This is a genomic window from Mesorhizobium sp. M0166, assembly GCF_040322255.1.
Lineage (GTDB): Bacteria > Pseudomonadota > Alphaproteobacteria > Rhizobiales > Rhizobiaceae > Mesorhizobium.
The window spans coordinates 1-10,862 of the sequence record NZ_JAMYTD010000075.1 but is presented as its reverse complement, the minus strand read 5'-3'; the positions used below and the strand labels follow the sequence as shown (position 1 = coordinate 10,862).

The 10,862-nt window shown below is 60.8% G+C and carries 8 protein-coding genes and 4 pseudogenes; 10 read left to right on the top strand and 2 right to left on the bottom strand.

Annotated features, from left to right (window positions below):
• Window positions 1-404: tyrosine-type recombinase/integrase (locus NKJ46_RS33880; RefSeq protein WP_352671562.1), on the top strand; the 404-nt coding region annotated here is incomplete at its 5' end.
• Between the two features lie 582 nt (window positions 405-986).
• A pseudogene (locus tag NKJ46_RS33875) lies at window positions 987-1,925 on the top strand (IS5 family transposase).
• 202 nt (window positions 1,926-2,127) lie between these two features.
• On the opposite strand, the gene NKJ46_RS33870 reads toward NKJ46_RS33875, so the two are convergent.
• Window positions 2,128-3,135, bottom strand: a complete 1,008-nt coding sequence (locus NKJ46_RS33870; protein WP_352671559.1) for a LysR substrate-binding domain-containing protein — start codon at window positions 3,133-3,135, stop codon at window positions 2,128-2,130.
• A gap of 86 nt (window positions 3,136-3,221) precedes the next feature.
• Between NKJ46_RS33870 and NKJ46_RS33865 the strand changes: the two genes are divergently transcribed.
• The 7 genes and pseudogenes from NKJ46_RS33865 to NKJ46_RS33835 all read left to right on the top strand — a co-directional run bounded on the left by NKJ46_RS33865 (window position 3,222) and on the right by NKJ46_RS33835 (window position 8,771).
• Window positions 3,222-3,659 (top strand): ATP-binding cassette domain-containing protein, encoded by a 438-nt coding sequence (locus tag NKJ46_RS33865; RefSeq protein WP_352671556.1) that lies wholly within the window; start codon window positions 3,222-3,224, stop codon window positions 3,657-3,659.
• Window positions 3,660-3,775: 116 nt separating this feature from the next.
• Window positions 3,776-4,462, top strand: a pseudogene (locus NKJ46_RS33860) (amidohydrolase family protein); the annotation flags it as partial.
• Window positions 4,463-4,497: 35 nt separating this feature from the next.
• Window positions 4,498-5,250: an SDR family NAD(P)-dependent oxidoreductase gene (locus NKJ46_RS33855; RefSeq protein WP_352671555.1), complete on the top strand. Its 753-nt coding sequence runs from the start codon at window positions 4,498-4,500 to the stop codon at window positions 5,248-5,250.
• Between the two features lie 19 nt (window positions 5,251-5,269).
• Entirely contained in the window at window positions 5,270-6,109 is an 840-nt protein-coding gene (locus tag NKJ46_RS33850) for a transketolase (protein WP_502903497.1), read from the top strand.
• Window positions 6,106-7,128 (top strand): transketolase family protein, encoded by a 1,023-nt coding sequence (locus NKJ46_RS33845; RefSeq protein ID WP_352671550.1) that lies wholly within the window; start codon window positions 6,106-6,108, stop codon window positions 7,126-7,128. Before NKJ46_RS33850 ends, NKJ46_RS33845 begins: the two co-directional genes overlap by 4 nt.
• A 106-nt stretch (window positions 7,129-7,234) precedes the next feature.
• Window positions 7,235-8,127, top strand: a pseudogene (locus NKJ46_RS33840) (IS3 family transposase); the annotation flags it as partial.
• A gap of 287 nt (window positions 8,128-8,414) precedes the next feature.
• Complete coding sequence (locus NKJ46_RS33835; protein WP_352671547.1) at window positions 8,415-8,771, top strand: hypothetical protein; 357 nt, start codon at window positions 8,415-8,417, stop codon at window positions 8,769-8,771.
• Window positions 8,772-8,909: 138 nt separating this feature from the next.
• Here the strand turns inward: NKJ46_RS33835 and NKJ46_RS33830 are convergent, their stop codons facing one another.
• Complete coding sequence (locus tag NKJ46_RS33830) at window positions 8,910-9,878, bottom strand: glycosyltransferase family 10 domain-containing protein (RefSeq protein WP_352493678.1); 969 nt, start codon at window positions 9,876-9,878, stop codon at window positions 8,910-8,912.
• Window positions 9,879-10,414: 536 nt separating this feature from the next.
• Between NKJ46_RS33830 and NKJ46_RS33825 the strand changes: the two are divergent.
• Window positions 10,415-10,862 (top strand): annotated as a pseudogene (locus NKJ46_RS33825) (integrase); the annotation flags it as partial.

Sequence of the window (10,862 nt, the reverse complement as noted above, 5' to 3'; positions counted from 1 at the left end):
GCTGGCGCGAGGTCGAAATCGGCCGCGGCTCCTCCGACGCCACCTGCCCTGTGGTCGCTCTGCAGACCTGGCTAAGACTGGCGCGGATCGGCCATGGCCCTTTGTTCCGAAGGGTAATAGGGCAAGGCAAAAGAGTCGGCGCCGATCGGCTTAACGACCAGGAAGTTGCGCGGCTGGTCAAGCGCACGGCGCTCGCAGCCGGCGTGCGTGGCGATCTGTCGGAGGGCGAACGCGGTCAAAAGTTTGCTGGCCATTCGCTGCGCGCCGGCCTCGCGTCCTCGGCCGAGGTCGACGAGCGCTATGTGCAAAAGCAGCTCGGTCACGCCTCGGCCGAGATGACGCGAAAGTATCAGCGCCGGCGCGATCGTTTCCGCGTCAATCTCACCAAGGCGTCCGGGCTCTGAAAAGCCTCCTCCCTGCCCCGTTTTGTCCGCTGGGATGAGGCGGTCAGATCTCAGGCGATAACATACCTCATCGAGCACAGCGAGCGCTGTATCCAGACTATCGGCGGCCGACGCTTCGTAGTCAGGCATGATCATCAACTGCGTTATGGCACGGCCCACAAGAGGGCATCGCGATAAAAGTACGCCAAACAACGCTAAGGGAGAACAAACGGTGATCTGATTTCGTTCAACGCTCGTTTTCGAGAGCCGTTCTGGGTCGTTCGCAATCAACTGTGTAGGCCAGCGGAGCGAACAAGGAGCGCCAGATCCGGACAGGGCTGAGTGGGGTGTTTTTCCGGAAGGTGGGGCCATGCCCTAAGGGACACGAGATGTAGTGGACTCGTCGATCCGCGCGGTTTCGATTCGCGCACCCCGGGCACAACGCTGGGATAAGTCCCATCAGATGCTCTCCGGTGGCCGTCATCTGTTTAGCTGACATTGGGCCGAGGGCTTCCAGCACGAGCCACATGGCGAGGGTATCGGCCGTGACCATGGTGCGCCGCCCCTGCCGTCAATGCCAGCCGCCGTCACCGAGTCGCGAAGATCAAATTCAAGGTGACAAACTGGCCGGAATACGAGGCGGGCCTTCGGCGGCGCGGCAGTCTGACGCTGTGGTTGACAGAAGAAGCCTTGGCCAGGTGGCATGCGCCGCGAAGAACGACCCGCGGCGGCCAGCCCCGCTATTCCGATCTCGCCATCGAGGCGGTCTTGACACTGGGATGCGTCTTCGGGCTTCGTCTGCGCCAGAGCGAGGGATTGGCGACCTCGCTGCTCGATCTGATGGGGCTTGATCTACCGGTTCCCGATCACACGACGCTAAGCCGCCGGGCGCAGATATGGGAACCATCGGCCAAGCGGCAGCGGCATCCCGAGGACGGTCCGCTGCATGTGCTGATCGATAGCACCGGATTTGAAAGTCTACGGCGCCGGCCAATGGCTGGAAGACAAGCACGGTGCCAGATCACGCCGGACCTGGCGCAAGCTGCATTTGGTTCTCAATGCCGACAGCGGCGAGATCATCGCCCATTGTCTGACCGACCAGGACGGCGACGATCCCTCGCAGGTGAAGCCGCTGCTCGACCGGATCGACGCAGAGATCGACCAATTCACGGCCGACGGAGCATATGATGGCGGTCCCACCTACTGCGCGGTGCTGCAACACAGCGTCACCGCAAGGATAGTCATCCCGCCACGTTCAACGGCCGTGGAGAGTGATGACACCGGACCACCCGGTCAAGGGACGGTCACATCACGGCGATCGCCAATGATGGAAGGCTGAATTGGCAGGCGTCCACCGGCTATGGCAAGCGCGCCCTGATCGAGACCGCCGTCGGGCGCTACAAGGGGTTGATCGGACGTCGCCTGCGAGCCCGCTCCTTTTCGGCTCAGCAGACCGAGGTCGCCATCGGCTGCGCCGTTCTCAACCGCATGACGGCGTGCGCACGCCCGGAGTCCGTTCGCTGCCCGGCAAGGCCGACATAGCAGGCGGCATCAAAGATGCTGATTGTGCCTAATGCCACATTTGTCCACCAACGCCTTGTGGCGCGGGCAGCCGCAGGCACAGGCTACGCGGAAAATGAAAAGCGGGGCCAACCCATTCGCTTGCACACAGCCTGCGTTTTGCCAGCTTCAACCGCAACGTGCTGTCAATCTTCGTCTTGCCATGTCTTGAACGCCGAACTGTTCACGCCATTGGCGCCGCTTTGTCATCCCGTGCCCCGAAATGAGGCCGTCGTTCGAACGATATGCGCAGTTGCTTATCCGCCAGAAACCGGCGAGCCAGATCGGTGTCGCGCTTACCCACGCGTGACACCCAGTCCGAAAACAGGCGAACCGCGCGCCGGTTCATATGCCGCGAAGGACAGACCAGCCAGTATCCCGGAAACTCGATGACCTCGAACTCTATCGAGACCGGAACCAGAGAACCCGACACCAGGTCCTCGAATGCGATGGATGTGCTTTCCAGGACCACACCTGCACCGTCCTTCGCCAGTTGAACCGACATTGACGAACGGTCGAAACGATAGGGATACGTCATGCGGGCGCCCTGGATACCGTTGCACGGCAGCCAATAATCCCACCGGAAATAGGCCTTCACACTGTCGATCAACCGCGCATGGCGAAGCTGCTCGCGCGGATCCGGTGAGATCGCGCGCAGTTCGGCAAGATAGGAAGGCGAGCACATCGGCAGGATCAGATCGTTGACGACGCAATCCGAATAAAGGCCGGCCCAGCCGCCGTCGCCATAACGAAGATCGAGATCGATGACCTCCGTTTCGAAATCCGAGAAATTGGGCGTGGCGTCGACGCGCAAATTCCAGCTCGGATAGCCCTTGCTGAACTCGGCCAACCGCGGCGCCAGCCATTTCTCGCCGAAGGAAGGACTGACGCGCAGGCTAAGCTGGAAGCTTTCGCGCTGCCGCACAATGGCATTACGCACCTCGCGTATGGATTCGAAAGCCTGGGTCGTGGTCTGGAAGAGCCGCTCACCGTCGATCGTGAGCGAGAGATGGCGCTTTTCGCGCTGAAAAAGCCGCACCCCGAGTTGGTGTTCGAGCAGCCGCAGCTGCTGGCTAACCGCCGAAGGTGTCACCTGCAATTCCTGAGCGGCCTTTGCCACGCCGCCGAGCCGCGCGACTGCCTCGAAATGCGTCATCGAATTGAACTTGATGTCTGACCTCGTCCTCGTCATTTAAGCTCAGCTACACAGAATGTTAAGAAACGAAAATTGAGCCGAATGTCAATCGGTCGCACAGTGGTCCCGGAAGGAGATACAGGATGGAGCCGAGTTCAACCCAAAGCTTGGGTATCGCCGGCAACGTGCGGGGAGTTGGACAGGTATTGACCAGGAAGCCCCTGATCGAAGCTGCCAATATCGAGAAGAGTTATGACGCAACCCGTGTCCTGCGGGGTGTGAGTTTTCAGGTCCGGGCCGACGAAATCCACGCGCTCCTGGGCGGCAACGGCGCCGGCAAAAGCACTCTCATCCGCATCGTCACAGGGCTGACCTCACGCGAAGCCGGCGAGATTGGCTTCGCCTCGTCGAAGGCCGACCACAACAGCCCGATCATCGCGGTGGTGCATCAGGAGCTGGCGCTGTTGCCCGAGCTGTCCGGTCGCGGAAAACATCGGCATTGTGCATGCGAGGTCGGGCTGGTGGCAGATCAGCCGTCGCCGCACGCGCGAAACTGCGCTCGGAGCGCTCCAGCTGATTGACCCAGCGATCGGCGAAGCGATCATCGATAATGCCGGCACGCAAATTGTCCCTCCACGAAGGCCAGATCGTCCAGATCGCTCGTGCCCTTTCCACCGGAGCCGAACTGCTGCTTCTCGATCCCGGCGATCCGGTTGGGGAAACGCGCTGGCTGCAGGAGATCGCCAACAAGCGAGGCTTTGCACATCGTCGGCTATGCCGACCTGTCCCAACCCGACGTCGGCGACCTCCTCGACCGCCACATGGAATATCCGAACTTCCGCGGCATGCGGCAGCCGATGAACTACCATCCCGACGCCGCTAAGACATATCAGGCGCGGCCGGAGGTGAGCCGGACACCCGAATGGCGGCGTGGTTTCCGGGACCTGGCGAAGCGCGGGCTGAGCTTCGACCTGCAGCTCTACTATCCCAGATGGGCGAGTTCCTCGAACTCGCGCGCGACTTTCCCGACGTCCAGATCATTCTCAATCACACCGGCATGCAGGTCGACGGCGCCGAGCATTTTGGCGCCTGGAAAAAAGGCATGCACCAGTTGGCGCAAGCGCCGAACGTCGCCTGCAAAATCTCGGGCCTCGGCATGGGCGACTGGACTTGGACCACGGCCTCGATTCGTCCTTATGCCGAGGAGGCGATCGCAGCCTTCGGCGTCGGCCGCTCGATGTTCGCGACGAACTTCCCCGTCGACAAGCTGTTCTCGAGCTTCGACGCCATTTTGAACGCCTTCAAGGAAATTACGGTCGCCTACCCGCACGAGGAGCGGCTCGCGCTGTTCCATGACAACGCTGCCCGGTTCTACCGACTTTAGATCACCGGCAAAGAGAAATAGCAGGAGAGTTCGACATGTTGCTGAAGGGCAAGGCCGTGGTGATTTCAGGGGCCGCGAGCCCTCGGGGGATAGGCCGCTCCACGGCAACGCTGATGGCGGAGCAAGGCGCGCGCATTGCTATTCTTGATCTCGATGAGCAACAGGCCCGTGACGCCGCCGAGTCGCTTGGGCCCGAGCACATTGGCCTCGCCTGTAACGTCGCCGACCTCGATGCGTGCAAGAGGGCTGCTGCCGAAGTGGCCGAAGCCTTCGGCAAGGTCGACGTGCTGTGCAACATTGCCGGGATCACGCAGCCCGCAAAGACACTGGATATCGGCCCGGCTGACTGGGACCGCATGCTCGATGTCAACCTACGCGGCGTGCTCTATCTCAGCCAGGCATTCATCCCGAACATGCGCGAAAATGGCGGCGGCTCGATCATCTGCATGTCGTCGGTTTCCGCGCAACGCGGCGGCGGCATCTTCGGTGGCCCGCACTATTCGGCTGCCAAGGCGGGTGTTCTGGGGCTTGCCAAGGCCATGGCGCGCGAATTCGGTCCCGAAGGCATCCGCGTTAACTGCGTCACGCCGGGCCTGATCCAGACCGACATCACCGGCGATAAGTTGACCGACGCCATGCGCGCCGACATCATCAAAGGAATCCCGCTCAGCCGGCTGGGCGACGCGCGCGACGTCGCCGGCGCCTATCTCTTCCTGGCGTCCGATCTGGCCAGCTACATCACCGGCGCCGTGATCGATGTCAACGGTGGGATGCTGATCCATGGCTGAGGGTACACCGGATCTTGAGATGCCCCGCGCTGGCAGCAATGTCAGCCTGGCCGAACGAGCCTATCGTATCCGCCGACATGCCGTGCAGATGGGTCAAGTCCAGGGCCAAGGTTACGTCGGACAGGCGCTGGGTATCGCCGACGTGCTTGCCGTCGCCTATTTCCATGCGCTTCACTACCGGCCGGACGACACGCTGTGGGAGGGACGCGACCGCTTCCTGCTGTCGATCGGACACTACGCCATCGCGCTCTACGCGGCGCTGATCGAAGCGGGCGTGCTGCCGGAGGAAGAGCTCGAGACCTATGGCAGCGACGATAGCCGCATGCCGATGTCCGGCATGGCGGCATACACGCCCGGCATGGAGATCACCGGCGGCTCGCTCGGTCACGGCCTTGGCATCGCTGTCGGTATGTGCATGGGGCTGAGGCGCAAGCAGAGCGACAGTTTCGTCTATAACCTCCTGTCCGACGGCGAACTCGGCGAGGGTTCGACCTGGGAAGCGGCGATGTCGGCGGCCCACCACAAGCTCGACAATCTCATTGCCATCGTCGACTTCAACAACCAGCAGGCCGACGGTCCATCGACGGCCATGCTTTCCTCCGAGCCGGTGACAGACAAGTTCGAGGCGTTCGGCTGGCACGCGCAGCGCGTCGACGGCAACGACATCGAAGCGGTCCGCGTGACCTTCGACCTGGCGCGCGGGCTGAAGGAGCCTCGTCCACGTGTGATCGTCTGCGATACCCGCATGGCCAAGGGCGTGCCGTTCCTGGAAACCCGCGACATCACGCATTTCATCCGCGTCGAACCGCATGAATGGGCGCTGGCGCTCGAAGCTTTGGAAAAGGGACGTCCGCGTTGAGGGTGTCAAAATTCGCGCCGCGTCACGCCGTCAAGGCGGGCGAGCGCAAGACCACATCGGCGATGATCGCGTCGATCGCGCCCGATGGCGTACCGACACGCAATGCGCCGTTCGGGCACACACTGGCCAGACTGGCGCACCAGCGGCCCGGGATCGTTGGCCTGACGGCGGACCTCGCGAAATACACCGATCTCCATGTCTTCGCACAGGAGCATCCGGACCGCTTCTATCAGATGGGCATGGCGGAGCAGGTGCTGATGAGCGCCGCCGCCGGCCTGGCGCGGGAGGGCTTCACGCCCTTCGCGACGACCTATGCCGTCTTCGCATCGAGGCGGGCCTACGATTTCATCTGCATGGCGATCGCCGAGGAGAAACTCAATGTGAAGATCGTCTGCGCCTTACCGGGGCTGACGACCGGCTACGGCCCCAGCCACCAGGCGACGGAGGACATCGCGATCTTCCGCGGGATGCCGAACCTGACGATCATCGACCCTTGCGACGCGCTCGACATCGAACAGGCCACGGAGGCGATCGCGGACTACAACGGGCCGGTCTACATGCGGCTTTCGCGCGGTAAGGTTCCTGTCGTGCTCGACGAAGACGACTATACATTTGAAATCGGCAAGGCGCGAATGCTGCGCGAGGGCGCGGACGTATTGTTCATTTCCAGCGGCCTGATGACCATGCGCGCGCTGGAGGCCGCGAAGGCGCTTGAAGCCGACAGGATCGGCTGCGCCGTTCTGCACGTTCCGACGATCAAACCTCTGGATACGGAGGCGATACTCGCTGCCGCGCGCCGTTCGGGACGGCTGGTGGTGGCGGCGGAGAACCACACCATCATTGGTGGCCTTGGCGAAGGCGTTGCCGCGCTGCTGATGCGCGAGAGAGTGACCCCAGTCTTTCGCCAGATCGCCCTGCCCGACGAGTTCCTCGACGCTGGCGCGCTGCCGACGCTTCACGATCGCTACGGGATCTCAACTTCCGAGCTCGTGCGCCGCGTCCGCATTTGGAGCGAATGAGAAGTAAGAGCTCTCCCCACACAACAGTTGAGTCATCGACCTTGACCTTGCCCCTCTGATCTAATCCGGTTTGAAGTTCGTTCTGGCCCATCGAGAGGACCAGGACATGAAACGTAGCCGCTTCTCTGAAGAGCAGATCATCGGAATTTTGAAGGAACATGAGGCCGGGGTATCGGTTGCCGATCTGTGCCGCAAGCACGGGGTCAGCGACGCCTCGATTTACAACTGGAAGGCCCGCTTCGGCGGGATGGATGTGTCCGAGGCTCGGCGGCTGAAGGCGCTGGAGGACGAGAACACGCGGCTGAAGCGGCTTCTGGCCGACGCCATGCTCGACAATGCCGCGTTGAAGGATCTTGTGGGAAAGAAATGGTGACGCCCGCGGCCACGCGGAAAGCTGTCGCTCGCCTGAAGGAAGGCTTCGGGATGAGCGAACGGCGGGCGTGTAAAGCCATCGGCTGTTGCCGCATGACGGTTCGCTACGAGACCAGCAGGCCGGACGACCGCGAGGTTCGCGAGCGGATGAAGGCGATCGCGCAGGAGCGACGCCGGTTCGGCTACCGGCGTCTTCTCGTGATGCTGAGGCGGGAGGGCCTGGTCGTGAACCACAAGAAGCTGTTCCGGCTCTATCGGGAGGAGAAGCTCGCCGTTCGACGCCGTGGCGGCCGCAAACGGGCGATCGGGACCAGGGCGCCGATGGTGGTGCCGCTGAGGCCCGACGAGCGCTGGTCGCTCGACTTCGTATCGGACCAGCTCACAGACGGGCGCCGCTTCCGCATCCTGGCCGTCGTCGACGACTGCACGAGAGAGTGCCTGGCACTCATCATTGATACGTCTCTCTCGGGCCTGCGGGTTGCCCGCGAATTGGACCGGCTCATCACCGAGCGCGGCCGGCCGAGAATGATCGTCAGCGACAATGGCAGCGAGTTCACCTCGAACACCATCCTCTCCTGGGCGGATCAGAACCGCGTCGAATGGCATTACATTGCGCCCGGCAAGCCATGCAGACGGATGTTGTAGAATAGCCCGTTCTTCTCATTCGGCGGCTTTTTCCACAGCCTTCTGCCTTTCCGGCTAACTGTTGTCCGCGATTTAGCGGAACGACTGTCCCGTTTTTGCGAAATACGCACGTCCGACGCAGCTTGCGTTGACAGAGGCGGTTTTACGCGCAGTTGCAATAGCACTTCCGCCGGCCTATTTTTGTGGAGTTCAATTGTGGTTCGGCCAAGGGCGCTTTGGGCGCCGGACCGGCCCCGTGTAAACCTCATTAAAGAGAGACGAACCCTGCCATGGAAGAATTCTTATCGCGCATCGCCACTGGTGCCGGCATCGACCCGGCTCTCGCAGAGAAGGCCGTTGGGTTAATGCTGGGTTTCCTGCAACGCCACGCGGCCGACGGTCCCGTTGCGCGCATGATCGAGGCCATTCCCGGAGCTTCGGAATTAGTGGCGAAGTATCATGGCAACGACCCAGAGGGCGGAGGCGGCCTCATGGGGCTCGGCCAGCAATTGATGAGTGAGGGTCTCAGCATTCTAAAGATCGCCGCCATCGCCAACGAGACGATCGCCTTCGCCAAGGAACATGCCGGCGACGAACTCGTGGACGAGGTCCTCAATTCCGTTCCTGGCCTTCCCCAGTTCGTCTGATCAGCGGCAGCCGGGGGCGCATGACCTCGTGCGCCCGTGCCAGCCCGTCTGCGCAGGTAGGCATTCTCCGCCGAGCGCTCCGTACCGATCTCGCCAGACCACCAACCGCCGGGCACGCGAAGCGAGCGTTGGAGTACTTCATTCGTCTCTCCCAAAATCGACCGCAGGCGAACCGATGTGTATAACTTCCGGCGGTAAGGGTTTATCGTGAACGCTTTCGATGAAGCCCGCGAGATAAGCAAACGTATTGTATTTCTCAAGAACCAACCGCTTCGCCTCTTGTATTGCGCCGCGACGCTCCTTCCAGAGGTCCGAGTCGATGATTTCTTGAATTTTTTGGATTACGTTCTTGTCCTCTGGGTCAATCAGAACCATTGAGTCGGAAGGGAAGAACCTCGTGATTGCCGGGCTGCCGTAATAGATCGGCATTGTTTCAGCAACGAAGCAGTCCATAAGCTTCTCTGTAAAATAGTAATCAGCACGAGTATTCTCGAAAGCTATACTGTAACGGTACGGTGCGAGTGCGTCCCATTTATCTCCAATCAGCCGAAAACCTCGGCCGAACAGGTCAAAATCGAGCTCCTCTCTCAGCCGTTCCAGAAACGCCAGCCGATATCGATGCCCTTTAAGCAGGGCGATGTTACTGGTAATCCATGAGAGCCGAAGCGGCTTGTCCACGACTTCGCTGACCAGAAGTTGGTCATATGTCTTTGTTACAGACCAAGACCGAGTGATAGGTGGAGACAAAACGAATCGGCGCTCTGCATTCTGCCGAGCAGCCAGCTCTGCGTCAGACGTCAGGACGATGGTATTTTTCCCCTGCCCTTCATGAAATGCGCGATGAGCTTTCGTCGGCGGTTCGCCGATTGCAAAAATTGTCCTGTTTGGACTCGCCTCGATATCAACAGGGAGCCCAAAAATAGAAGCAGAGTTAAAGACAATATGCCAATCGGGCGCGAAGGATGTCCTGCGTACAAAAGCGACATTGTTCCAGATTCCACTGCCCTTTGGAGTGAGATGGTGGATTGCATCATCCAAAACGCCCCAAGAATCCAGACATGTAGCAACAATGGGCGCCGGACGTTCCGTCAACAATTTGGTCGACAAAGCAGTTCCACCCCATTCACTTCCGTTGGACCGGGAGCAACTCGTGCATCGGGCGCAGGACCTCTCTGCGCCTGAAATAGCTCGCGATCCTGATCGGTATCAAACACACGATTCTGTGCGACTTCGCGATTCTGTGCGACTTCGCGCCATTCGACAACTCATCTCTAAGACCGCGGGAATCCCTTCACTCGTGAAGGTACTCAATCGCCATTTCGGATTGCGGTAAGATTGGGCAGCATAAACCTTCCGGGACCCGCTGTCGAGGCAATTGTCGCTTTGCACCTAACCAGGTTCTTCCTCACTTTGTGTGGTGATCAGGCCGGTTGAGTGGCAGCATGCGTGCCCTCTAAAATATGGAAGTTGACTACATTCTTATTATTAATCGGGATATACGACCAGTTTAGAGGCGGCTCGCCTCTCACAGGCGACGTTTGCAGCGGCGACGGCAGATCGAGATATTGGCGGGTTGATGCCGGGGCTTTGTCCGAAATCTGTGGTCCGATTTCGGACGAAGTGACGGTCAAGATGTCCGAAATATGCTACGAATTTCGGACAAGCTTCACACACAAAGCGCCGCGGCTTTGCCCGACATCATCGATATCGTCATGCAGATGGGCGATGCCGACCTAGCCTCGTCCCCTCCCCTTCCAGCCATTGCCAATCCCAGCCTGCCTGCGCAGCTTGAGGCGCTCGCCGGCCGCGCGCGCGATTATATCGAGGCGGCGAGTTCGGCCAACACGCGCCGCGCCTACGCAGCCGACTGGAAGCATTTTTCGAGCTGGTGCCGGCGCCAAGGCATCGAGATGTTCCCGCCCGATCCTGAGGTCGTCGGGCTCTATATCGCCGCCTGCGCGTCAGGTACGGCCACTGGCGACAAAAAGCCAAACACCGTTTCAACCATCGAGCGCCGGCTTTCGTCGCTCTCCTGGAATTTTGCCCAGCGCGGCCAGCCGCTGGACCGCAAGGACCGGCATATCGCCACCG

Excerpts from the sequence above, each read along its gene's own strand:
- NKJ46_RS33870 (WP_352671559.1), bottom strand. The coding sequence starts at position 3,135 with ATGACGAGGACGAGGTCAGACATCAAGTTCAATTCGATGACGCATTTC.
- NKJ46_RS33865 (WP_352671556.1), top strand. The coding sequence starts at position 3,222 with ATGGAGCCGAGTTCAACCCAAAGCTTGGGTATCGCCGGCAACGTGCGG.
- NKJ46_RS33855 (WP_352671555.1), top strand. The coding sequence starts at position 4,498 with ATGTTGCTGAAGGGCAAGGCCGTGGTGATTTCAGGGGCCGCGAGCCCT.
- NKJ46_RS33850 (WP_502903497.1), top strand. The coding sequence starts at position 5,270 with ATGCCCCGCGCTGGCAGCAATGTCAGCCTGGCCGAACGAGCCTATCGT.
- NKJ46_RS33835 (WP_352671547.1), top strand. The coding sequence starts at position 8,415 with ATGGAAGAATTCTTATCGCGCATCGCCACTGGTGCCGGCATCGACCCG.